The sequence below is a fragment of the Streptomyces sp. NPDC028722 genome (assembly GCF_040637655.1).
Taxonomy (GTDB): Bacteria; Actinomycetota; Actinomycetes; order Streptomycetales; family Streptomycetaceae; genus Streptomyces.
In genome coordinates this window covers 39,523-60,366 of record NZ_JBEZWU010000007.1, presented here as the reverse complement: position 1 = coordinate 60,366, position 20,844 = coordinate 39,523, and the positions used below count along the sequence as shown (strand labels likewise).

Below are 20,844 nucleotides of genomic sequence, written 5' to 3'. Positions count from 1 at the left end.
CGTCACATGGGTACACCGGCCCGCCCTGGGTACGCGTGCTCGGCGCCCTCCCGGTGAGGACGCCCGCCCCAGCACGCGACACAGAGGGAGACGACATGAGGCTCAGCCGGCCGGCCCTGGCGCTGTCCCGGTGCGCCACGGAGGTGCTGGGCGGCCGGTACCGTCTGGATGCGGTCATCGGTTCGGGTGGCGCGGGCGACGTCCACCGGGGCTACGACCTGCGGCTGAAGCGGCCGGTGGCGGTCAAGGTCTTCCGTACCGACGCCGACATCGACATGGAGGACCGCCTCGACAACGAGGCGGTGATCCTGGCCCGGCTGCACCATCCCGGGCTGGTCACCGTCTACGACGCCGGACGGCACAACGGCCGCGCCTACCTGGTCATGCAGCTGGTCGAAGGTCCCACCCTGAAGAAGCGCATCGCCGCGGGCCCCCTGGCCCCCGCCGAGACCGCCGCGCTCGGTGCCGACCTCGCCCTGGCCCTGTCCCACGCCCACGAGGCAGGGGTCGTCCACCGCGACGTGAAGCCCTCGAACATCCTCCTGGACGCGTCCGGTCAGCCCCACCTGACCGATTTCGGCATCTCCCGGCTGCTCGACTCCACCACCCGCACCGCCACCGGCACCCTCATAGGCACCGCCGCCTACCTGTCCCCCGAGCAGGTGCTCGGCCGCCCCGTCGGCCCGCCCGCCGACGTCTACGCCCTCGGGCTGGTCCTCCTCGAATGCCTCACCGGCCGACTCGAGTACGACGGTGGCCCCCTGGAGGCCGCGATCGCGCGACTCCACCGCGCGCCCGAGCTGCCCGGCTTCCTGCCGGCCGAACTGGCCGCCCTGCTGCGGGACATGACCGCGCTCGAGGAGGGGACGCGGCCGTCGGCACGCGACTGCGCCGGGCCACTGACCGCCCTCGCCGGCACCGCCGACTCGCGGTCCGTCACGGTCCCGGCCGACGTCACGAGCATGGTGCCCAGTGAGGCACCGGCGAGGGCCGACGTCACACACCCGCATCCGCCGCCGCACGCCGAGGACACGTCCGGCCGGAAGGGCGCCGCGCCCGCACGGGGGCGGAGGGCGGTGACCGGCGCAGTGGCCGCGCTCGCCGCTGTCACGGCCGCCGCGTTCACCGTCTCCGACGGTTTCTCACATCAGGGAAGCGGTGCCGGAACGACCCGGGCCGCCGGTACCCCTTCCGCGCGGGCCGAGCACCCGGACGCGTCCCCCGCCGGGAGCGAGCCGGGGCCCACGGCTCCGCCGTCCCCCACCCGGGACACCTCCGCCGTACGGCTCCGCGACGCCGCGCTCGAACGGAGCGCGGCCCCTGCCGCCGTCACCCCGAGCCGGAAGCCGAACACCGGCACGACCGCACCCGGCACGCCGGCCCCGCCCGCGCACTCCCCGGCCGGTGCCCCACGGGACAGCCGGTTCACGGGGACGTCCGCCAGGACGACGTGGGCGGGGGCCGGGGCGAAGCCCGTGAACGGGCACTCCGGCAAGGCCGGGAAGTCCGGGAAAGCCGGGAAGTCCGGGAAAGCCGGCAAGTCTGGAAAAGCAGGCAAGCCAGGCGAAGCCGAGAAGGCACAGGAGAAGGCCGAGCAGAAGGCCCAGAAGGAAGCTGAGAAGAAGCTCCGGAAGAAGAAGTGAGGATGGACACCCCCTACTGGCTAGGAGTCCACCGCGGGCGTTCAGCGCCCCGTGCGCTTTCCCCGGCGTGATCACGGACCCACTGCCGTAGTCACCCGGAACCCTCGTCACTCTCCGGCGAACAGCTCGGCCGCGTCGGTGGCTCGTACGGCGCGCTGGGCCCAGATCCGGAGCTGGTCGAGGTCCGTGCAGGAGTTCACCCGCTCGCGGACGGGGTCGGGTACCGGGATGTCGCGCCATTCCAGGGCGTCGAGGACCGCCTGCCGACGTTCCGTGAGGCGCCCAAGTTCCCGGCCCAGCTCCAGTCCCTCTTCCCGGCCCTGTTCCAACCCTTGTTCTCGTCCTTCCTCGCGCACCTGTTCGGCCAGTGGGTGTCGCCAGAAGTACTGGATTGCCGTCATCAGGTCCCTCCGCATCCGCGTGTCAAGGGGGCCGTGGCCGGACGAGGCCACGGCCCGACGGTTCTCACGCTCCGGCGAACAGCTCCGCCGCGTCGGTGACTCGTACGGCGCGCTGGGCCCAGATCCGGAGCTGGTCGAGGTCCGTGCAGGAGTTCACCCGCTCGCGGACGGGGTCGGGTACCGGGATGTCGCGCCATTCCAGGGCGTCGAGGACCGCCTGCCGACGTTCCGTGAGGCGCCCCAGCTCCAGTCCCTGTTCCAACCCTTGTTCTCGCCCTTCCTCGCGCACCTGTTCGGCCAGTGGGTGTCGCCAGAAGTACTGGATTGCCGTCATCAGGTCCCTCCACATCTGCTTCGCCTGGGGGTCGGCCAGGCAGGAGTCGACGAACTGCACGAAGACCGCGGCACTGTCGGGGTCGATGGTCCGCAGGGCGGATGCCAGTGATTCCAGTATGGCGGGCGCCTGGGGGCCACGCCCGTGTGTCATCGCCGAGAGCACCGCAAGGGGTACGTCCCGTTCGGCCTGCCGCTCGTCGGCGATCACCGGCACGTTGTCCGGGCCGAGGACCAGTGGACGTACCGTCAGCGAGTGCCAGCCGGGGAAGCCCAGCCGGATGGGCTGGGACGCCCACCGCGCGGTGTTGCTGTTCTGGGTGATGACGATGAGCACGGGCTCGCAGCGGTACTTCTCGTACAGGTACGACAAGTAGTACGGCCAGCTGCCCCGCTTGCGGTCGTCCACCTTCCCCTGGGACTCGACCACGAGGAGGTAGGTCCCCTCGTCGGTCTCCGCCCGGAGCAACGTGTCCACCCGGCGCTCGACCGGTTCGACCTCGGTGAGGTCCACGTTCAGCGCGGCGATCTCCCTGGGCTCGGGGAACGGCACGTGCAGTACCCGTTGTAACGCTCGCGTCAGCAGCGTCGGATCCTTCTGGAAGATCCGGTGCAGCGCCTCGTGCGACGAGCCGACCATCAGCTCTCCTTTCCGTACGACGTGATCAACGAGCTAGGCGGCCACAAGTTCGCACCACACGTACTTCCCCCGGCCCCCGAACCGGGCCGAGGGCTGCCACCCCCAGTACTGCGCGCAGGCCATCACCAGCCCCAGCCCCCGTCCCTCCTCGAGATCCACGGCCCGCTCCAGTGGTTGGGGTGGCGGAGGCGGCGCGGGGTCCGTGTCCCATGCCCCGATCCACACCAGGCCCTGCGCCGACCGGCGGACCCGCAGCGCGGCCGGTCCTTCGGTGTGTCGTACGGCGTTCGACACCAGCTCCGCCGCGAGCAGTTCGGCGGTGTCCACCAGGCCGATCAACCCGTGCATCGTCAGGATCAGGCGCAGGGTGCGACGGCAGACGGTGACGGCTCTGAGGTCGTTGGGGATGTAGAGGGTGTAATCCCAGGACTCGTTCTCGGGCATGCGTCATCAACTCCGTGGGTTCGAGGGGGTTGCGCGTTGCGGTGGCATGCCGCGGCCGCCGTGGCAGGGCGGGGCGGTGCGCTTCCGCTGTGTGTGCGCTGCATCACCGACGGTAGGGCTAATTGTTTAAACGCCGCAAGCCGATCCCGTAATGTGACGCCGAACGAGTCGCGTGTGTGGGTGCGTTGGGAGGCGTCGGCAATGGCGTTGAGGAGTGAGCCGACCGCCCGTCAGCTGCGGCTGGCGGTCGAGCTGCGCAGGCTTCGCGAGGCGGCAGGTCTGACGGCCCGGGAGGCGGCCAGGCTGCTCGGGGTGACCGCCCCGGTCATCAGCCAGATCGAGTCCGGCATCGCCGGCGTCAGCGAGCAGCGGCTGCGCCGTCTCGCATCCCACTACGACTGCACGGACCCGGAGTTCATCGACTTCCTGGCCGCCATGGCCACCGAACGCACGCGCGGCTGGTGGGAGGAGTACCGGGGCCTGCTGCCCACAGCGTTTCTGGATCTGGCCGAGCTGGAGCACCACGCCGGGTTCCTCAGGGAAGTCGCGCTGCTCTTCGTGCCGGGCCTGTTGCAGACCGAGGAGTACGCGCGCGCCGTCTTCTCCGCCCGTGTGCCGGAACTGACCCCCGAGGAGCTGGAGTTAAGGATTCGGCACCGCATGAGACGCCAGCAGACCGTCTTCCCGTACGAAGCAGTGATCCATGAGGCGGCGTTACGTATCAGGGTCAGTGACCGGGCCGCCTCGAAGGCGCAACTCGCTCGTCTGCTGGAGCTTTCCGACGCGGATCACATCACCGTGCGGGTCATCCCCTTCGACCTGGACGGCTTCGCGAGGGCTTCGAGTGCCATGACCTATGCGGGCGGCCCGCTGCCCAAGCTGGACACGGTGGTGCGGGACGCACCGCACGGTTCGGTCTTCGTCGATTCGGAGGCACAGCTCACTGCCTATCGAACGCGCTTCCGTAAGGTGGAGGCCCTATCGCTGGGACCTGACCGGTCGCGCGACTTCCTGCACATGCTGGCGAAGGAGCTGTGAGGCATTCCATGACCACCCCTGTGAACTGGCGGAAGTCGTCCTACTCCGGCGAGGGCGACGGCAACGCCTGCGTCGAGATAGCGAGTTCCCCCACCCACACAGCCGTCCGCGACTCGAAGGCCCCCGCTCGGGCCACCCTCACCTTCCCCGCCTCCGCCTTCGTCACCTTCCTCGAAGGGCTGAAGGGGAACCCGGACGTCCACCCGTTCTCCTGAACCCTCAGAACAGGAAGACCACGGCGAGGGCGATCAGCGTGCCCAGGGCTGTGGCGGCGCCGACGAGGCCGGCGGCCAGGGCCGCCTTGACGCTGGTGGGGCGGATCTCCTGCCAGCCCAGGTCCCGGGCCACGCCCCGGATCAGGCGGTGGCCGGCGGCGGACGAGAAGGACTGGCGCTCGGTGCCGTCGAGGCTGCGGCTCCAGGTGGCGTACACGTTCCGGCCGGAGGACACCGTCCTGCTGGTGCCCGCTCCGCCGAGGCCCGCCTCGTACTCGACGGTGCGGACGATGTCCGTCATGGAGAAGCGCCGGTCCTCGGGGTGCAGTACGACCCGGTAGGTGTGCACCTGGCTGATCCGCCGCGCGGTCAGCGGCGACCGGGGGACGTCCACGATCAGGTCGAAGCCCGGCACGGTCCGGCGCGGCCGGTACCGCGTGTCCGCGGTGGCGGCCACGATGCGGTCGTAGAAGTCCTGGTGGGCGTCGGGGGTGCCGGAGTCGATCACGGGCAGGCACAGTAACGGTGGGCCGCTGTCAGAGCGCCCCGGTACCGTCGGATCATGTCCAACCAGGCGGGGAACCCCACGGGTGAGCGGCGTCTCGCCGTGCTCGAAGGCGTGCTGGAGCGTGTCACGTACGCCAACGAGGAGAACGGCTACACGGTCGCCCGGGTCGACACCGGCAGAGGCGCCGGGGACCTGCTCACCGTGGTCGGCGCGCTGCTCGGGGCACAGGTGGGGGAGTCCCTGCGCATGGAGGGGCGCTGGGGGTCGCATCCGCAGTACGGCAAGCAGTTCCATGTGGAGAACTACACGACCGTGCTGCCCGCCACCGTCCAGGGCATCCGGCGGTATCTGGGCTCGGGGCTGGTGAAGGGGATCGGGCCGGTGTTCGCCGACCGGATCACCCAGCACTTCGGGGTGGACACGCTGCGGGTCATCGAGGAGGAGCCGAAGCGGCTGATCGAGGTGCCGGGGCTCGGGCCCAAGCGGACCGGGAAGATCGCCGACGCCTGGGAGGAGCAGAAGGCGATCAAGGAGGTCATGCTCTTCCTCCAGACCGTGGAGGTGTCGACCTCGATCGCCGTGCGGATCTACAAGAAGTACGGCGACGGGTCGATCTCCGTGGTGAAGGAGCACCCCTACCGGCTCGCCTCCGACGTGTGGGGCATCGGCTTCCTCACCGCAGACAAGATCGCTCAGTCCGTCGGTATCCCGCACGACAGCCCGGAGCGGGTCAAGGCCGGTTTGCAGTACGCGCTGTCGCAGTCCGCCGACCAGGGGCACTGCTTCCTGCCGGAGGAGCGGCTGATCGCCGACGCGGTGAAGCTCCTCCAGGTCGACACGGGGCTGGTCATCGAGTGCCTCGCGGAGCTGGGCCGCGCGCCGGAGGACGGCGCCGACCCGGGGGTCGTACGGGAGCGGGTGCCCGGGCCCGACGGCGACCCGGAGCCCGTCAGCGCGGTCTATCTGGTGCCCTTCCACCGGGCGGAGCTGTCCCTGTCCTCGCAGCTGCTGCGGCTGCTGCGGACGGACGAGGACCGGATGCCCGCCTTCCGGGACGTCGAGTGGGACAAGGCCCTGGGCTGGCTGGCGTCGCGCACCGGCGCCGATCTGGCGCCCGAGCAGCAGGCCGCCGTCCGGCTCGCGCTGACCGAGAAGGTGGCCGTGCTGACCGGCGGGCCCGGCTGCGGCAAGTCGTTCACCGTCCGCTCGATCGTGGAGCTGGCCCGGGCCAAGCGCGCCAAGGTGCTGCTGGCCGCCCCGACCGGCCGGGCGGCCAAGCGGCTGGCCGAGCTGACCGGCGCGGAGGCCTCGACCGTGCACCGGCTGCTGGAGCTGAGGCCGGGGGGCGACGCGGCCTATGACCGGGACCGGCCGCTGGACGCCGACCTGGTCGTCGTGGACGAGGCGTCGATGCTGGACCTGCTGCTCGCGAACAAGCTGGTGAAGGCCGTACCGCCGGGCGCGCATCTGCTGTTCGTCGGGGACGTGGACCAGTTGCCGAGCGTGGGTGCCGGGGAGGTCCTGCGTGATCTCCTCGCCGACGGCAGCCCGGTTCCGTCCGTCCGGGTCACCCGGGTCTTCCGGCAGGCCCAGCAGTCCGGCGTGGTCACCAACGCGCACCGGATCAACGCGGGGCAGCAGCCGCTCACCGACGGGCTGAAGGACTTCTTCCTCTTCGTCGAGGACGACACCGAGGCCGCCGGCCGGCTCACCGTGGACGTGGCGGCGCGCCAGATTCCGGCCAAGTTCGGGCTGGACCCGCGCCGGGACGTGCAGGTGCTCGCGCCGATGCACCGGGGGCCGGCGGGCGCGGGGGCGCTGAACGGGCTGCTGCAGCAGGCCATCACGCCGGGACGCCCCGACCTGGCGGAGAAGCGGTTCGGCGGCCGGGTCTTCCGCGTCGGCGACAAGGTCACCCAGGTCCGCAACAATTACGAGAAGGGGAAGAACGGCGTCTTCAACGGCACCGTGGGCGTCGTCACCTCCCTCGACCCGGTCGACCAGCGTCTGACGGTGCTGACGGACGAGGACGAGGAGGTGCCGTACGAGTTCGACGAACTGGACGAACTGGCCCACGCGTACGCGGTGACCATCCACCGTTCGCAGGGGAGCGAATATCCCGCCGTGGTGATTCCCGTCACCACCGGGGCATGGATGATGCTCCAGCGCAATCTCCTCTACACCGCGGTCACCCGGGCGAAACGGCTGGTCGTTCTCGTCGGTTCGCGCCGGGCGATCGGCCAGGCGGTGCGCACGGTGTCGGCCGGACGGCGCTGGACGGCCCTGGACCACCGACTCCTCGGAAAAAATGATCGATCAAATGAGTCATGAAGGTCACAGAGCACTACCGGATGCCCCGTGGAGGGGGCAGGATGAGCAGGTTGACGGCACTGAGTGCCGCCAATAGGCCCAATGGTCGACCCCGAGTGCACTCTCCTGAGCCAAATGGGGGATGGTAGAGACAGTCAGGGCACCTCGAAGATGAGGCACTACGTCGGTGAGGGAAGACGTGAGCGACAACTCTGTAGTACTGCGGTACGGCGACGGCGAATACACCTACCCGGTGGTCGGCAGCACCGTCGGCGACAAGGGCTTCGACATCGGGAAGCTCCGCGCCCAGACCGGTCTGGTGACTCTGGACAGCGGTTACGGCAACACGGCCGCCTATAAATCCGCCATCACCTACCTCGACGGCGAGGCGGGCATCCTCCGCTACCGCGGCTACCCCATCGAGCAGCTGGCCGAGCGCTCCACCTTCCTCGAGGTGGCGTACCTGCTGATCAACGGCGAGCTGCCCACCGTCGACGAGCTGACGACGTTCAAGAACGACATCACGCGGCACACCCTGCTGCACGAGGACGTCAAGAACTTCTACAAGGGCTTCCCGCGGGACGCCCACCCGATGGCGATGCTGTCCTCGGTCGTCTCGGCGCTGTCCACCTTCTACCAGGACAGCCACAACCCGTTCGACGAGAAGCAGCGCGACCTCTCCACGATCCGGCTGCTCGCGAAGCTCCCGACGATCGCGGCGTACGCGTACAAGAAGTCGATCGGCCACCCGTTCGTCTACCCGCGCAACGACCTCGGCTACGTCGAGAACTTCCTGCGCATGACCTTCTCGGTGCCGGCGGACGACTACGAGCTGGACCCGGTCGTGGTCTCCGCGCTGGACAAGCTGCTCATCCTGCACGCCGACCACGAGCAGAACTGTTCGACCTCCACGGTCCGCCTCGTCGGTTCGTCGCAGGCCAACATGTTCGCCTCGATCTCGGCGGGCATCAGCGCCCTGTGGGGTCCGCTGCACGGCGGCGCCAACCAGTCCGTGCTGGAGATGCTGGAGGGCATCCGCGACTCCGGCTCCGACGTCGACACCTTCATCCGCAAGGTGAAGAACAAGGAGGACGGCGTCCGCCTGATGGGCTTCGGCCACCGGGTGTACAAGAAATTCGACCCGCGCGCCCGCATCATCAAGGCCGCCGCCCACGACGTGCTCTCCGCGCTGGGCAAGGACGACGAGCTGCTCGACATCGCCCTGAAGCTGGAGGAGCACGCGCTGTCCGACGACTACTTCGTCGAGCGCAAGCTGTACCCGAACGTCGACTTCTACACCGGTCTGATCTACCGGGCCATGGGCTTCCCGACCGAGATGTTCACGGTCCTGTTCGCCCTCGGCCGCCTGCCGGGCTGGATCGCCCAGTGGACCGAGATGATCAAGGAGCCGGGTTCCCGCATCGGCCGCCCGCGCCAGATCTACACGGGTGTCGTCGAGCGCGACTTCGTGCCGGTCGAGGAGCGCTGAACCGACCGGACGGGCGGGGCCTGCCGTGACCGGCGGGCCCCGCGTCACCGGCGTGCGAGAACAGCCGTGAGACAGACGGAAGGCGCCCCAGGACGCCGGTCCCCCCACGGGCCGACGACCAGGGCGCCTTCCCATGTCCCGGTGCGGATTCCCCCCACGGGATCCGGCCGGGCGCTCGGAGAGGACAGCGCCTGAATCGCTGTCTGTGAGCAGGACGGGCACAGCCCGTCCTGCTCCGGTGATGCGGTGCGGTCTGCCGGGACAACGCACGCTGGGAGGGCCGCTCAAAGCTCCCCGGTGTACGTGCCCCGGCAACGCAACTCTGAGGACGTCCCCCAAGACATCCCCAGATGCCGGTCAGCGCCCCCCAAGACGCTGGTCCGACATCGCCAACTTAGACCTTCGAAGCCCTTCGAGGGTTACGTTCGCATCACTGTGATGTGCGTCTCTTGCATATGTCCTTTAGGTGCGCAAGAGGCCCGATACGTCGATCGGGTCCCAAGCGTAAGGAAGATGCGCGAGCCTTGTGAAGAGCTTATGTGAGGTGCGCGCCGGACTCCAGGGGCATGTCCGTTTCGGTCACAGGCAAATCGGTGCCGGTTTCTCCGCCCCGGTTCACCGGAAGGTCCGCAGCCGCAGGCTGTTGGTCACCACGAACACCGAGGAGAAGGCCATCGCGGCACCCGCGATCATCGGGTTGAGCAGTCCCGCGGCGGCCAGCGGCAGCGCGGCGACGTTGTAGCCGAAGGCCCATACCAGGTTGCCCTTGATGGTGGCCAGTGTCCTGCGCGAGAGCCGGATCGCGTCGGCGGCCACGCGCAGGTCCCCGCGCACCAGGGTCAGGTCGCCGGCCTCGATCGCCGCGTCGGTGCCGGTGCCCATGGCGAGGCCCAGGTCGGCGGTGGCGAGCGCCGCCGCGTCGTTCACGCCGTCACCGACCATCGCCACGGACCGGCCCTCGCGCTGGAGCCGCCGTACGACGTCCACCTTGTCCTCGGGCAGCACCTCGGCGTAGACGTCCGCGGAGTCGATGCCGACGCTCCGGGCGACGGCCTCGGCGACCGTCCGGTTGTCGCCGGTGAGCAGCACCGGCGTGAGCCCCAGTCCGCGCAGCGCGCGCACCGCCTCGGCGCTGGTCTCCTTGACCGTGTCGGCCACCGCGAGGACTCCGCGGGCCCGCCCGTCCCAGCCGGCCACGACGGCCGTACGGCCTTCCCGCTCGGCTTCGCGGGCCGCGCGGGCCAGCTCCTCGGGAAGGTCGTCGTAGAGGCGGCCCACGGCCACCTCGCGGCCGTCCACGCGCCCGCGTACGCCCCGGCCGGGCACGTTCTCGAAATGCTCGGCCGCCGGGAGCTCGCCGGCGCGTTCCTCGGCGCCCGCGGCGATCGCGCGCGCGACCGGGTGCTCGGAGGCGTGCTCCAGGGCGCCCGCGAGCCGCAGCAGCTCCTTCTCGTCCTCGCCGTCGGCGACGTACACCGCCTGGAGGCTCATCCGGCCGGTGGTGACCGTACCGGTCTTGTCGAGGACGACCGTGTCGACGCGGCGCGTGGACTCCAGCACCTCGGGGCCCTTGATCAGGATGCCGAGCTGGGCGCCGCGGCCGGTGCCGACCATCAGCGCGGTCGGGGTGGCCAGGCCCAGCGCGCACGGGCAGGCGATGATCAGGACGGCGACGGCGGCCGTGAACGCGGCGACCGTGTCCCCGGTGACGCCGAGCCACACGCCGAACGTGCCGAGCGCGAGGAGGATGACCACGGGCACGAAGACCGCGGAGATCCGGTCGGCGAGCCGCTGCACCTCGGCCTTGCCGTTCTGCGCGTCCTCCACCAGCTTCGCCATCCGGGCGAGCTGGGTGTCCGCGCCGACCCGGGTGGCCTCGACGACGAGCCGCCCACCCGCGTTGACCGTGGCGCCGGTGACCCGGTCGCCGGGGCCGACGTCCACCGGCACCGACTCACCGGTCAGCATGGAGGCGTCCACCGCGGAGACGCCCTCCGCCACCGTGCCGTCGGTGGCGATCTTCTCGCCGGGCCGGACGACGAACCGGTCGCCGACGGCCAGGGAGGACACCGGGACGCGCACTTCGCGGCCGTCCCGCAGGACCGCCACCTCCTTGGCGCCCAGCTCCATCAGGGCCCGCAGGGCGGCACCGGCGCGCCGCTTGGAGCGGGCCTCCAGGTAGCGGCCGAGCAGGATCAGCGCGACGACCCCGGCGGCGACCTCCAGATAGATGGTGGAGGCGCCGTCCGTGCGGGAGACGGTGAGGCGGAACGCGTCGTGCATCCCGGGCATGCCCGCGTCGCCGAGGAACAGGGCCCACAGCGACCAGCCGAACGCGGCCAGCGTGCCGACCGAGACGAGGGTGTCCATGGTGGCGGCGCCGTGCCGGGCGTTGGTCCACGCGGCCCGGTGGAAGGGGGCGGCGCCCCAGACGACCACGGGCGCGGCGAGCGTCAGCGACAGCCACTGCCAGTTGTCGAACTGGAGTGCCGGGATCATCGCGAGCAGGACGACGGGGGCCGCGAGCAGCGCGGAGACGAGCAGGCGGTGCCGCAGGGCGCCGAGTTCGGGGTCCGGGCCGGGCGTCCCGGGCCCGTCCGCGGCCTCGGGTGCGGGGTCCGGCGGCGGGGGCTCCTCGGCGGTGTAGCCGGTCTTCTCCACGGTGGCGATCAGGTCGGCGACCTCGACGCCGTCGGCGTAGGCGACCCTGGCCTTCTCGGTGGCGAAGTTGACGGTGGCGCTGACGCCGTCCATCCGGTTGAGCTTCTTCTCCACCCGGGCGGCACAGGAAGCGCAGGTCATGCCGCCGATGAGCAGCTCGACCCGGTGGGCCGCGTCCACGGTTATGGCTGTCTCTGCGGTGGTGCTGGTCATGTCCGGACTCCAGACATCGGACCGGACCGTACGGATCCAGTATCAGCTGGTCGGCGCGGCCCGGTCGGGGAAAGGGGGAGTCTTTCTCAGGCCTTGCCGGCCAGCTCGAAGCCGGCCTCGTCCACGGCGGCGCGGACGGCCTCCTCGTCCAGCGGGGCGTCGGAGACGACGGTCACCTCGCCCTTCGACGCGACGGCCTGCACCGAGGTGACGCCGGGGATCTGGGAGATCTCACCGGAGACGGAACCCTCGCAGTGGCCGCAGCTCATGCCGGTCACCTGGTAGACGGCGGTGACGGAGCCCGGGGTGTCGGTGTGGGCGGTCATGTCGTTACTCCTCGTCGGGGCGTGGTGCGGTCGGTGAGGTACCCGAGTACCCCACGCCGTCCAGTGTACCCCTGGGGGGTATGCAATGAGGGGAGGGGTGTGCCGACCGCTCTTCACCGGGGTCCGTCGGGCGGTGGCGAGGCGCGCACCTGTAGGTGACACAGAGTAATTGGTGGGGCGCACAGCATAACCATGACGGGTCCATCCGCGTTTGCTGTGGTGCGGGTGAGTGCCCGTGATGATGTCAGGAAGGCAGGAAACTCATGAGACGGACTACCCGATACGGCGTGATCGCCGTGGCCGCGTCCGGCGCGATGGCCGTAGCCCTGCCGGTGTCCGCCGCGTTCGCGGCCGAGGGGGCCGGCGCCAACGCCACGGCGACCGGCTCTCCCGGTGTGCTCTCCGGCAACTCCGTCCAGGTCCCTGTGCACGCGCCGGTGAACGTGTGTGGGAACACCGTGGACGTCGTGGGGCTGCTCAACCCGGCCGCGGGCAACACCTGCGTGAACGGCGGCTCGGCGACGACCGACGGTGCGGGCGGGAGTGGCTCGTCGCGGGCTGCGGCTGCGAGGAAGGGCACCGCGGCGCACACCGTCGCCGACATGGAGCGTGGCGGATCGGCCGCGTCCGGCGGGGCGTCGGCTCACGGCACCACCGCGGGCTCGCCCGGGCTGCTGTCCGGCAACGACGTCCAGATCCCGGTCCACCTGCCGGTGAACGTGTCCGGGAACAGTGTCAACGTGGTCGGTGTGGGCAACCCGGTCTTCGACAACGAGTCGGTCAACGGCTCCGGCGACCACTCGAGCGGGCGCTCGCACTCCACGGTCCCGAGGCCCCGGGCCCCCAAGCCCCCGGCTGCCGTCCGTGCCCACACCCCTCCGCACACCCCGCGCCAGGCGGCGCCCTCGCTGGCCCACACGGGAGCGGACCTCACGGCCCCCGCTCTTGCCGGCAGCGCCGCGCTCATTGTCGCGGGTGCGATCCTGTACCGCCGCTACACCCCTGGTCAGATCCGCTGACCCGGCACCGGGGCGTGCCCCGGTACGGACAAGCGCTGCGGGCCCCGGGAGAAGCAGTTTCTCCCGGGGCCCGTGACGCGTCCGGACCGAACAGGCCACGAAGCAGCCGAACCCCGGCTACGGGGGCCGTCCTCGAAGCCCGAGGGGCACGCACAGCCGACGAGGCCACACACCACCCTCTTCCGCGGTGTGTGGCCTCGTCGGCTGCGCGTGCCCGGAACGAAGGGCGGCGAGGTCAGAACGCCTGGTTGTTGCAGCCCATGTTCGAACCGAGATGGCTCTGCTGCGCACCCGGATTGCCTTCACCGTTCAGCAGGTTGCCCGCCAGGCCGGTGAGGGCACTGATGCCGCCGATCACCTCGATGTTCATGTCGTGTGAGCGGCACTCGATGCCCTGGTCGATGTCGAGGTCGTGACCCGGCTCACCGTGAGCGAAGGCGACGGTGCTGCCGGCGAGGGAGCCGACGGTGCCGAGGATGGCGCCCACGAGGACTGCCTTGTGCATCTTGCGCATGGGTTCTCCGTTGGTTGAGCGGACGGGATCCGCAAGAGATCGAGTGGGGAGTGCGGACGATCGCGAGAGACGTCAGCCGAGTCGGGGAAGTCCCAGCTGCCCGACAGGAGGCGCCGCGACCTGTCCGAGGCCGACCGGAGCCAGCTGCGGCACGCTCTCAGGCGTGACCTGCGGGTTGACGAGCGGGTTCACCTGTGGGTTCACCTGCGGGTTCACCTGCGGGGCGACCCACGCCGGGGGCTGCGCCTGGGGCACGGTGACCTGAGGGGCGACCTGAGGGGCGACCTGCGGCATGACCTGGGGCACGACCTGCGCGGGCTGCTGCGGGGGCGCGGCCTGCTGGGAGTACACCGGCGCGGCCTGCTGCTGCGGGTACCCGGGCGCGGTCTGCTGCTGCGGGTACCCGGGCGCGGTCTGCTGCTGGGGGTAGGCCTGCGCGGGCTGCTGCTGGGGGTAGGCCTGCGCGGGCTGCTGCTGGGGGTAGACCGGCGCGGTCTGCTGCTGCGGGTACCCGGGCGCGGGCTGCTGCTGGGGGTAGGTCTGCGCGGGCTGCTGCTGCGGGTACACCGGCGCGGTCTGCTGCTGCGGGTACGCCTGCGCAGGCTGCTGCTGGGGGTAGACCGGTGCGGCCTGCTGCTGGGGGTAGGCCTGCGGGGGCTGCTGCGGGTACCCCGGAGCGGCGGCCTGCTGCTGCGGGTACATCGGAGCGGCCTGCTGCGGGTACGGCGTGGTGGTGGTCTGTGCCGTTCCCTGCGACGAGGCGGAGGCGGCGGCGTAACCGGTCTGCTGCTGCGGCGCGGCTCGCGGAGCCATCACCGCGGGCGCAGTCTGCGGAGCCATTGCCGCAGGCGCGGCCTGCGGAGCCGGCGCGGCCTGCGGAGCCGGGTGATCGGGTGCCGGCACGGGAGCGGGACTGCCATGTCCGACCGGAGTGTCGGCATAGCCGGCGCCGGCGCCGATGCCGGAGAGACTGCTGGCCGCTGCTACGACGAGCGCGGCCTTGTGAAGCTTGCGCATGAAACCCTCGGCCCTTCGATACCTGAAAACATTGCATGCGGTGCGGTCACGCGTGCAGACGGTGGGGTACTGCCGCTGCACGGCAGCAGCGGTGATGCGTGAGCAGCGCGCGGACTTTGTGTCGGAACCGGCAGCACATTCCCTCACCCACAGGTCAACGGTCGCTGCCTTCTCCCCGTTGGAACGAGGACGCGCGCGCTGTGGTCACGGCACCCGAATACCCGTCACCCGTTTGCCTCGGCCCGCGCGCGTGGCGACCCCTATGCCCTTGCGTCAAATGGGTGACCTGCGAGCGGGCGCCCGTATCCGGGTCCGCGTTCACCTCGTTCCCCACGGGCCGGGAGCGATGGCATCGCAGTCGCAGGGCAGCAAGAACAGTGACAAGCGCGTCGCCGCTCGGCATTTCACCAGGTTTCCTGCACAGGTCAATGAAGGGCCGAGAATCCCATGCGCAAGCTTCAGAAGGTCGCGCTCCTCGTCGCGGCAGCCGGCGGTCTGTCCGCCGTCGGTGCCGGCCCCAGCTCCGCCGCCACCCCTGCCTACAACGGGGCGGCGCCGGTTCCCGTTTCACAGCCGGACGCCCAGGCCAACTCGGCCGCCTCCACTCAGGCGACCACGCAGACCTACGGCTCGCCGGCGGCCCAGCCGCAGGCGGCGCCCCAGCGGGGCACCGAGGTGGCCCCGCAGCTCAACCCCCAGCTGAACCCGCAGCTCTCTCCGCAACTCTCTTCGCAGGCACCGCAGTCGGCGCAGGGCGGACCGGTGTACCAGTCCAACCTGTTCCGTCCGTACCAGGAGTGCAGCCCGCAGACCCTGCTCGATGCCAACGTCCCGATCGCCCTGCTCGCCGCGTCCGAGACCAAGGGCGTCGACTGCACCCAGGCCAACAGCCAGGCGAACTCCCTCGCCAGCGCGCAGCAGCAGCGCTAGCGGACGGCCGCCCCGATCCCCGGCACGGACCGCTGGCGGATCGCGGCCGATGAGCAGTCCGCTCGCATGCGACACATGCGATACGGAATTCGGGTGCTTCTGATTTGCGATCACCGACTCGGCGCGTCACTGTCCGGTTTCGTCGGATTCGCACTAGTCTCGGTGACTGTAGGAAGTCGATCTGTTACAGATCGCACCCGCTAACTCATCGGAGATGACATGCGCAAGCTTCGCACCGTTGCCGTCCTCGTCGCCGCTCTCGGCACCATCGGCCTCGCGGGCGGCACCGCCCAGGCGGGCGGCGACCACGGCGACCACGGCGACAAGTTCCGCGTCACCCAGACCAGCAACTGCCGCTCGCACGACCTGAACGTCGACGTCCTCGGCGAGGTCGGCGTCCTCAACGGCCTGCTGGGCAACGCGCTGAACGGCGAGGGCAACCCGGGCGCCCAGGCGACCGACATCGGCTCCACCCAGGGCTGCAACAACAGCGCCTTCTGAGGCTCTGAACGACGCTGAGGCGTCGGACAACACATGGCTCCCGGCGCCGGGCGGAGGCGCGGCGCCGGGAACCGTTGATGTCCGCTCGTGACGCCGAGAGAACTCTCTTTCGGCGCGCCGCTGGATTCCTCCGGCCGTTTCGGATCGCACCCTTCGTGATCGCACCGGCCTCGCTCGCTCGCAGATCACACCCCCCTCGATTCACTGGAGATGACATGCGCAAGCTTCGTACGGCTGCCGTCCTCGTCGTCGCGCTCGGGAGCGTCGGGCTCCTCGGTGCCGGCTCCGCCTACGCCGGCGGTGACGGTGGCCGTGGCAGCTTCGACATCAAGCAGAGCAGCTCCTGCACCTCGCACGACCTGAACCTGGACGTCCTCGGTGAGGTCGGCATCCTCAACGGCCTGGGCGGAAACCTGCTGAACGGCGAGGGCAACCCGGGCGCCCAGGCGACGCACCTCGGCTCGACCCAGGGCTGCAACAACAGCGCCTTCTGAGACTCTGTCCGGCGCCGAGGCGTCGGACAGTGAACGGTCCCGGCGCCAGGCCCGCGGCAGGGCGCCGGAGGCTGTTGCTGTGCACCGGCGGTGTGGCGAAACGTCTGTTTCGGCGCACCGCTGGTTTCTTCCGGCCGTCGCGGATCGCACCCTTCGTGATCGCACGGCCTCGCTCGTTCACGGATCACATCCCTCGATTCACCGGAGATGACATGCGCAAGCTTCGTACGGCCGCCGTCCTCGTCGTCGCGCTCGGGAGCGTCGGGCTCCTCGGTGCCGGCTCCGCCTACGCCGGCGGTGACGGTGGCCGTGGCGGCTTCGACATCAAGCAGAGCAGCACCTGTCGGTCGCACGACCTGAACCTCGACGTCCTCGGCGAGGTCGGCATCCTCAACGGCGTGCTCGGCAACGCGCTCAACGGTGAGGGCAACCCGGGTGCGCAGCAGACCAGCATCGGCTCCGACCAGGGCTGCAACAACACCGTCGGCCACTGACAGCACGGAACCATGTCCCGGTGCCCCGGCCGTCGGCCGGGGCACCGGGCGTTCTCGTCCCATCGGCGGGCCCGCCTGCGCGGAGACGGAAATGCCGGGCCGGGAACAACCCGGTCCGGCATTTCCGGCGCTGATCAGAACGCGGTGTGCGGCTTCTTGAAGCCCTTGGGCAGCTTCGCCTTGTTGGAGCAGTCCACGACCGGGCCGACGGTGGTGGTCCCGCTGCCCACCAGCCCGTTCCCCGGATCCACCACGCTCGGCCGGTCGGTCGTCGAGCAGTCCTGCGTCTGTTTGATGACGTGCGTGCCGTCTTTGTCGGTGTAGGTCTCGCTCTTGTGGATGCAGACGACGCCCTGTTCGCCGGACTTGCAGTCGTCCGACTTCCCCTCGGCGTACGCGTGCGCGCCGCCGAGGCAGATGAGGGCGAGGCTTCCGACGAGTCCCGAGACGGTGGCGATCTTCTGTGGACTGAACATGTGCTGTGTTCCTTTACGACGGTGGCCCGGGCGCCTGTGCCGTTGACCGGCGTGCGCCCGGGCCCGGGAAGAGGTCGAAACAGAGCATCCTGACCGGATGCCCTGTCAGGTGAGCGCGACGGCAGGATGGCCGCGGCCCGGACGCGCGTCCTGTGGGACCGCGCGTCCGGGCAGCTTGTGCCGCGGTTGTCGTTCGACGCACCGTTGAACCGGACCGAGCCGATGGGGAGGGCGCTCAGAGGGTGAGTTCCCGGTGGGGTTACTCGCCCTCTCCGTGCTGCTCGCCGTAACCGTGCTCGGGCCCGTGGTTCTTCTGCTCCTCCGGCTGGCCCTCCGGCTGGTGCCGCTCCTCCGAGGGGGCGTAGTAACCGCCGCCGACGGCCAGGGCGTTGGCCGACGAGGTGGCCACGGCGGTGACCGCCGGCGGCGCGCCTTCGCCGGCGAAGCCGACTCCGGCACCCAAGGCGGACAGACCGGCGACCGCGGCCGCTACGACCGCGGCGCGCTGGAACTTACGCATGGCTGACCCTTTCCTACGCGGGCGCGGCGCCCAACGTATGACTACATGCCGTGAGAATAGGCGCACGATACGTAGTTTTTAGGGATCTAGACCATATATGTCGCGTAAGTTATTTCTGTCCGTTTCCGTGCCGTGTGTCTCTCAGAGCGGCGGCAGGGCGGTCGTCGAGGGGGAACAGGTCACCCTGGGCCCGAACTGCGTCGTCCCGCCCCCCGTGGCGGCGGGCAGCGTCGTGGGCTGCACCGGCATGCAGGTCTCCTGGTGGGGGATGACGCCGTCCGCGGGCACCTGGCCCTTGATCTGCTGGGTGCAGATGATGGCACCCGACTCGTCACGGGTGCAGGCTCCCGGGTCGCTGCCGACATGCGCCTGGGCCAGGCCGGCGCAGGTGACGGCGAGGCCGCCGACGAGTCCCGCGACGGCCATGAGCTTCTTCCTGCTGAACATGTGATGCGCCTTCCTTCGTAGGAGTACCCGGCGCCCGGGTGCGGGCCGCGCCGGGCGCTGTCTTCGATGCCCGGGCAACCGGCCGGGGAGGCGGGACCCTTCGCGGCGGACTGCGAAGGGTCCCACGGGCGTCATGTACGAGGACGCTGCCGAGCTCAGCCGTTGAAGGCGTTGTTGAACTGGCCGCAGGTGGTGTCCAGGGTGCCGGCGAGGCCGAGCACGCCGATCGGGACGTCGTTCTCGATCGCCGTCTGCGGACTGCACTCCTGGTAGGGCCGGAAGAGGTTGGCTGCCTGCGACCCCCCGTCGGAGGTGCCTGCGACGGCGGTGCCGGCGCCGATGGCGGACAGGCCGCCGGCCGCCGCGACCGCTGCGATCACGACCTTCTGAAGCTTGCGCATGGAACCCTCGGTTCTTCGCTTGTGCAACAAAACAGTTGCTCAACGTGACGTGACCGACACTAGCAGTAGCGGTGCATTGTTCCTTGCCGGACATCTGTGTCACGAGGAAGTCGGAAGACCGTAGAAGTGCTCTGCCGCCGCCAACCTGCCGCTCAGGGAGTCGAGTTGCGACGCGCCACCGGCCGCAGCACCGTGGAACCGCGTCAGATGCGGTACGACGGCTGCACCAACACGGGTGAATCCACGAAAAGTTGCGTCAGGAGAATGCCGGCTCCGCGACCCGGAGGTGTCCTCGCTCCGGCGTGGAGACGATCAGTTCCCGCAGCCCCTCGACGTACCGCCGCACGTTCTTGTGGGCGACCTCGGTGTCCGGATAGCGGCAGGCGAACCACAGCCCCTCGTGCAGCCGGTTGACCCAGACGCACACCTGGTCGCCGCGCGACACCCGGATGAGTCCGTACGCCTTCTTCTCGGCCCAGCGGGCCGAACCGGGAACGACACGGGCATCCATGTACGAGACGATCGAGTACATGTCGGGCGAGGTCGGACGGAAGTCCGCGCCCAGCAGGCGCAGTACGCGGGCCAGCGGGATGCGTGCCAGTGACCGGTTGGCCCGCAGTTCGGAGCGGACGGCGGTGAGCGCGCTGTCGAAGTCCCGCGCCGCGGGCACCTCGATCGGCGCGCCGCCGACGTACCAGCCCACGGAGTCCGACCACGCGGACTTCACCCGGGTGTGGAACGGCACGACCGTGCGGTAGTACGGCTGTCCACCGAGCTCGTGGACGATCAGGCTGGTCGCGGCCAGGACACCGACCAGGCTGCCGCCGTAGGGCCGGCAGTGCGTCTCGAACGCGGCCGCCGCGTCCGCGTCGAGGAGCGGCCCGCACATCAGCTTCTGCGTGGGGAGTTCGTCGCCGGGCCGCAGGCCGAGGTCGACGGGGAACTCCGGAAGCCTTCCGTCGCAGCGGCCGATGAACTCCCGCCAGCGCGAGACGATCGCGTGGGTGTCGTCGATCCCGTCCGCGTCCGCCCGTTCCTGTTGGCAGAAGTCCACGTAACTCCCCGCGGACGGGCCGGCGGCGGCGTTCCCTGAGACGGCCGCCGTGTACAGCTCGTGGATCTCGTCCGGGACGCGCTGAAGGGAGTAGGCGTCGACGTTGGTGTGGTCGGAGGCCATGTACACGCTGGTGGAGTCGTCGCGGACGACCGCCGCGAAGATGAGGTTCGGCCAGCCGAGCGCGTCCGCCGCGACGTCGAACCGGTCCTGTAGGTACCGGATCAGCGCACCCGCGTCGGCGAAGTCGCCGACCACCTCCCGGCGCAGCGAGACGTCCCTTCCGTCGAGCGTGAACCGGTGCATGTCGTCTCCGGACCACCGGAAGCCGCTGCGCAGCGTCTCGTGACGCAGCGTCCAGTCGCGCAACACCCGTTCCAGCACGTCGAGGTCGGCCCGGCCCGGCAGATCGAACGCGGCGCCGAGCCAGGTCGGTACGAACAGTCCGTCCTCGCGCACCGACCGCGCCGTCCTGATGTGCGACTCCTGAATGTACGCCGGCGGCCGCGGGTCCGGTGGCAGTGCTGCCGCTGCCGCGATGGTCGCCGGGCTGAACGTCCACTCGACGAGCCGTCCGGGCCGGACCTCGCAGCGCTGAATGTCAGAAATTCGCACAGTGGCGTCTCCTTCGCAGAAGACACCAGCTTGTTCAAGGGGGAGCCGTGCGCGAGCGGTGGCCGCTGTGTCGCGGGCATTTCAGCGGGATGTGTGACGTCTCGAACGCCCGAGCGGTCTCTTTTCCCGCCGGGGAGAACC

Annotated in this window: 23 protein-coding genes; 10 read left to right on the top strand and 13 right to left on the bottom strand. The window is 70.2% G+C overall.

The genetic code is table 11. The annotated features are described in order from the left end of the window. Positions 1 to 95: 95 nt before the first annotated feature. The gene (locus AB0F03_RS13570; protein WP_361990186.1) at positions 96 to 1,643 is read left to right on the top strand and encodes a protein kinase; all 1,548 of its coding nucleotides are present in this window, start codon (positions 96 to 98) and stop codon (positions 1,641 to 1,643) included. A gap of 107 nt (positions 1,644 to 1,750) precedes the next feature. Here AB0F03_RS13570 and AB0F03_RS13565 read toward each other — a convergent pair whose 3' ends face one another. The 3 genes from AB0F03_RS13565 to AB0F03_RS13555 all read right to left on the bottom strand — a co-directional run bounded on the left by AB0F03_RS13565 (position 1,751) and on the right by AB0F03_RS13555 (position 3,461). After that, a complete protein-coding gene (locus AB0F03_RS13565; RefSeq protein WP_361990183.1) occupies positions 1,751 to 2,044 on the bottom strand; it encodes a hypothetical protein in 294 nt (97 codons plus the stop codon). A 64-nt stretch (positions 2,045 to 2,108) separates the two neighbouring features. Beyond that, positions 2,109 to 3,017 (bottom strand): hypothetical protein, encoded by a 909-nt coding sequence (locus AB0F03_RS13560; protein WP_361990180.1) that lies wholly within the window; start codon positions 3,015 to 3,017, stop codon positions 2,109 to 2,111. Between the two features lie 33 nt (positions 3,018 to 3,050). Then, positions 3,051 to 3,461 carry an ATP-binding protein gene (locus tag AB0F03_RS13555; protein WP_361990177.1) on the bottom strand — a complete coding sequence of 137 codons (411 nt, stop codon included), beginning with the start codon at positions 3,459 to 3,461 and terminating at the stop codon, positions 3,051 to 3,053. A gap of 201 nt (positions 3,462 to 3,662) precedes the next feature. Between AB0F03_RS13555 and AB0F03_RS13550 the strand changes: the two genes are divergently transcribed. Next, entirely contained in the window at positions 3,663 to 4,499 is an 837-nt protein-coding gene (locus AB0F03_RS13550) for a helix-turn-helix transcriptional regulator (RefSeq protein ID WP_361990824.1), read from the top strand. A gap of 8 nt (positions 4,500 to 4,507) precedes the next feature. Continuing rightward, the gene (locus AB0F03_RS13545) at positions 4,508 to 4,714 is read left to right on the top strand and encodes a DUF397 domain-containing protein (RefSeq protein WP_361990175.1); all 207 of its coding nucleotides are present in this window, start codon (positions 4,508 to 4,510) and stop codon (positions 4,712 to 4,714) included. 4 nt (positions 4,715 to 4,718) lie between these two features. Here AB0F03_RS13545 and AB0F03_RS13540 read toward each other — a convergent pair whose 3' ends face one another. Continuing rightward, positions 4,719 to 5,222, bottom strand: coding sequence for a hypothetical protein (locus tag AB0F03_RS13540; protein ID WP_361990172.1), 504 nt, complete (start codon positions 5,220 to 5,222; stop codon positions 4,719 to 4,721). Positions 5,223 to 5,276: 54 nt separating this feature from the next. On the opposite strand from AB0F03_RS13540, the gene AB0F03_RS13535 reads away from it, so the two are divergent. Together AB0F03_RS13535 and AB0F03_RS13530 are read left to right on the top strand one after the other, a co-directional pair. Next, positions 5,277 to 7,553 carry an ATP-dependent RecD-like DNA helicase gene (locus AB0F03_RS13535; protein ID WP_361990169.1) on the top strand — a complete coding sequence of 759 codons (2,277 nt, stop codon included), beginning with the start codon at positions 5,277 to 5,279 and terminating at the stop codon, positions 7,551 to 7,553. Positions 7,554 to 7,731: 178 nt separating this feature from the next. After that, entirely contained in the window at positions 7,732 to 9,021 is a 1,290-nt protein-coding gene (locus AB0F03_RS13530) for a citrate synthase (RefSeq protein ID WP_361990167.1), read from the top strand. A 615-nt stretch (positions 9,022 to 9,636) separates the two neighbouring features. On the opposite strand, the gene AB0F03_RS13525 is transcribed toward AB0F03_RS13530, so the two are convergent. Both AB0F03_RS13525 and AB0F03_RS13520 read right to left on the bottom strand, forming a co-directional pair. Further along, positions 9,637 to 11,895 carry a heavy metal translocating P-type ATPase gene (locus AB0F03_RS13525; protein WP_361990164.1) on the bottom strand — a complete coding sequence of 753 codons (2,259 nt, stop codon included), beginning with the start codon at positions 11,893 to 11,895 and terminating at the stop codon, positions 9,637 to 9,639. Between the two features lie 86 nt (positions 11,896 to 11,981). Further along, positions 11,982 to 12,221 (bottom strand): heavy-metal-associated domain-containing protein, encoded by a 240-nt coding sequence (locus AB0F03_RS13520; RefSeq protein WP_361990161.1) that lies wholly within the window; start codon positions 12,219 to 12,221, stop codon positions 11,982 to 11,984. A gap of 263 nt (positions 12,222 to 12,484) precedes the next feature. Here AB0F03_RS13520 and AB0F03_RS13515 point away from each other — a divergent pair, with 263 nt between their 5' ends. After that, positions 12,485 to 13,240: a chaplin gene (locus AB0F03_RS13515; protein ID WP_361990159.1), complete on the top strand. Its 756-nt coding sequence runs from the start codon at positions 12,485 to 12,487 to the stop codon at positions 13,238 to 13,240. 235 nt (positions 13,241 to 13,475) lie between these two features. Here the strand turns inward: AB0F03_RS13515 and AB0F03_RS13510 are convergent, their stop codons facing one another. Together AB0F03_RS13510 and AB0F03_RS13505 are read right to left on the bottom strand one after the other, a co-directional pair. Continuing rightward, the gene (locus AB0F03_RS13510) at positions 13,476 to 13,754 is read right to left on the bottom strand and encodes a hypothetical protein (RefSeq protein ID WP_361990157.1); all 279 of its coding nucleotides are present in this window, start codon (positions 13,752 to 13,754) and stop codon (positions 13,476 to 13,478) included. A gap of 72 nt (positions 13,755 to 13,826) precedes the next feature. Then, the gene (locus tag AB0F03_RS13505) at positions 13,827 to 14,594 is read right to left on the bottom strand and encodes a hypothetical protein (RefSeq protein WP_361990155.1); all 768 of its coding nucleotides are present in this window, start codon (positions 14,592 to 14,594) and stop codon (positions 13,827 to 13,829) included. Between the two features lie 624 nt (positions 14,595 to 15,218). On the opposite strand from AB0F03_RS13505, the gene AB0F03_RS13500 reads away from it, so the two are divergent. The 4 genes from AB0F03_RS13500 to AB0F03_RS13485 all read left to right on the top strand — a co-directional run bounded on the left by AB0F03_RS13500 (position 15,219) and on the right by AB0F03_RS13485 (position 17,190). Then, positions 15,219 to 15,701: a hypothetical protein gene (locus AB0F03_RS13500; protein ID WP_361990153.1), complete on the top strand. Its 483-nt coding sequence runs from the start codon at positions 15,219 to 15,221 to the stop codon at positions 15,699 to 15,701. 219 nt (positions 15,702 to 15,920) lie between these two features. Next, positions 15,921 to 16,202: a hypothetical protein gene (locus AB0F03_RS13495; RefSeq protein WP_361990150.1), complete on the top strand. Its 282-nt coding sequence runs from the start codon at positions 15,921 to 15,923 to the stop codon at positions 16,200 to 16,202. 215 nt (positions 16,203 to 16,417) lie between these two features. Beyond that, entirely contained in the window at positions 16,418 to 16,696 is a 279-nt protein-coding gene (locus AB0F03_RS13490) for a hypothetical protein (protein ID WP_361990147.1), read from the top strand. A 212-nt stretch (positions 16,697 to 16,908) separates the two neighbouring features. Beyond that, positions 16,909 to 17,190: a hypothetical protein gene (locus AB0F03_RS13485; protein ID WP_361990144.1), complete on the top strand. Its 282-nt coding sequence runs from the start codon at positions 16,909 to 16,911 to the stop codon at positions 17,188 to 17,190. Positions 17,191 to 17,324: 134 nt separating this feature from the next. On the opposite strand, the gene AB0F03_RS13480 is transcribed toward AB0F03_RS13485, so the two are convergent. The 5 genes from AB0F03_RS13480 to AB0F03_RS13460 all read right to left on the bottom strand — a co-directional run bounded on the left by AB0F03_RS13480 (position 17,325) and on the right by AB0F03_RS13460 (position 20,703). Continuing rightward, positions 17,325 to 17,666, bottom strand: coding sequence for a hypothetical protein (locus AB0F03_RS13480; protein WP_361990141.1), 342 nt, complete (start codon positions 17,664 to 17,666; stop codon positions 17,325 to 17,327). Positions 17,667 to 17,925: 259 nt separating this feature from the next. Beyond that, positions 17,926 to 18,186, bottom strand: coding sequence for a hypothetical protein (locus tag AB0F03_RS13475; RefSeq protein WP_361990138.1), 261 nt, complete (start codon positions 18,184 to 18,186; stop codon positions 17,926 to 17,928). A 141-nt stretch (positions 18,187 to 18,327) separates the two neighbouring features. Continuing rightward, on the bottom strand, positions 18,328 to 18,633 hold the full coding sequence (locus AB0F03_RS13470) for a hypothetical protein (protein ID WP_361990136.1): 306 nt from the start codon (positions 18,631 to 18,633) through the stop codon (positions 18,328 to 18,330). A 155-nt stretch (positions 18,634 to 18,788) separates the two neighbouring features. Then, positions 18,789 to 19,034, bottom strand: a complete 246-nt coding sequence (locus AB0F03_RS13465; protein ID WP_361990133.1) for a hypothetical protein — start codon at positions 19,032 to 19,034, stop codon at positions 18,789 to 18,791. Between the two features lie 256 nt (positions 19,035 to 19,290). Further along, a complete protein-coding gene (locus AB0F03_RS13460; protein ID WP_361990130.1) occupies positions 19,291 to 20,703 on the bottom strand; it encodes a condensation domain-containing protein in 1,413 nt (470 codons plus the stop codon). Positions 20,704 to 20,844: the final 141 nt, after the last annotated feature.

Bases quoted from the DNA above. Each gene is read 5' to 3' on its own strand.
- AB0F03_RS13570 (WP_361990186.1), top strand. From the start codon at position 96: ATGAGGCTCAGCCGGCCGGCCCTGGCGCTGTCCCGGTGCGCCACGGAG.
- AB0F03_RS13565 (WP_361990183.1), bottom strand. From the start codon at position 2,044: ATGACGGCAATCCAGTACTTCTGGCGACACCCACTGGCCGAACAGGTG.
- AB0F03_RS13560 (WP_361990180.1), bottom strand. From the start codon at position 3,017: ATGGTCGGCTCGTCGCACGAGGCGCTGCACCGGATCTTCCAGAAGGAT.
- AB0F03_RS13555 (WP_361990177.1), bottom strand. From the start codon at position 3,461: ATGCCCGAGAACGAGTCCTGGGATTACACCCTCTACATCCCCAACGAC.
- AB0F03_RS13550 (WP_361990824.1), top strand. From the start codon at position 3,663: ATGGCGTTGAGGAGTGAGCCGACCGCCCGTCAGCTGCGGCTGGCGGTC.
- AB0F03_RS13545 (WP_361990175.1), top strand. From the start codon at position 4,508: ATGACCACCCCTGTGAACTGGCGGAAGTCGTCCTACTCCGGCGAGGGC.
- AB0F03_RS13535 (WP_361990169.1), top strand. From the start codon at position 5,277: ATGTCCAACCAGGCGGGGAACCCCACGGGTGAGCGGCGTCTCGCCGTG.
- AB0F03_RS13525 (WP_361990164.1), bottom strand. From the start codon at position 11,895: ATGACCAGCACCACCGCAGAGACAGCCATAACCGTGGACGCGGCCCAC.
- AB0F03_RS13520 (WP_361990161.1), bottom strand. From the start codon at position 12,221: ATGACCGCCCACACCGACACCCCGGGCTCCGTCACCGCCGTCTACCAG.
- AB0F03_RS13515 (WP_361990159.1), top strand. From the start codon at position 12,485: ATGAGACGGACTACCCGATACGGCGTGATCGCCGTGGCCGCGTCCGGC.
- AB0F03_RS13510 (WP_361990157.1), bottom strand. From the start codon at position 13,754: ATGCGCAAGATGCACAAGGCAGTCCTCGTGGGCGCCATCCTCGGCACC.
- AB0F03_RS13505 (WP_361990155.1), bottom strand. From the start codon at position 14,594: ATGGCTCCGCAGACTGCGCCCGCGGTGATGGCTCCGCGAGCCGCGCCG.
- AB0F03_RS13500 (WP_361990153.1), top strand. From the start codon at position 15,219: ATGCGCAAGCTTCAGAAGGTCGCGCTCCTCGTCGCGGCAGCCGGCGGT.
- AB0F03_RS13495 (WP_361990150.1), top strand. From the start codon at position 15,921: ATGCGCAAGCTTCGCACCGTTGCCGTCCTCGTCGCCGCTCTCGGCACC.
- AB0F03_RS13490 (WP_361990147.1), top strand. From the start codon at position 16,418: ATGCGCAAGCTTCGTACGGCTGCCGTCCTCGTCGTCGCGCTCGGGAGC.
- AB0F03_RS13485 (WP_361990144.1), top strand. From the start codon at position 16,909: ATGCGCAAGCTTCGTACGGCCGCCGTCCTCGTCGTCGCGCTCGGGAGC.
- AB0F03_RS13480 (WP_361990141.1), bottom strand. From the start codon at position 17,666: ATGTTCAGTCCACAGAAGATCGCCACCGTCTCGGGACTCGTCGGAAGC.
- AB0F03_RS13475 (WP_361990138.1), bottom strand. From the start codon at position 18,186: ATGCGTAAGTTCCAGCGCGCCGCGGTCGTAGCGGCCGCGGTCGCCGGT.
- AB0F03_RS13470 (WP_361990136.1), bottom strand. From the start codon at position 18,633: ATGTTCAGCAGGAAGAAGCTCATGGCCGTCGCGGGACTCGTCGGCGGC.
- AB0F03_RS13465 (WP_361990133.1), bottom strand. From the start codon at position 19,034: ATGCGCAAGCTTCAGAAGGTCGTGATCGCAGCGGTCGCGGCGGCCGGC.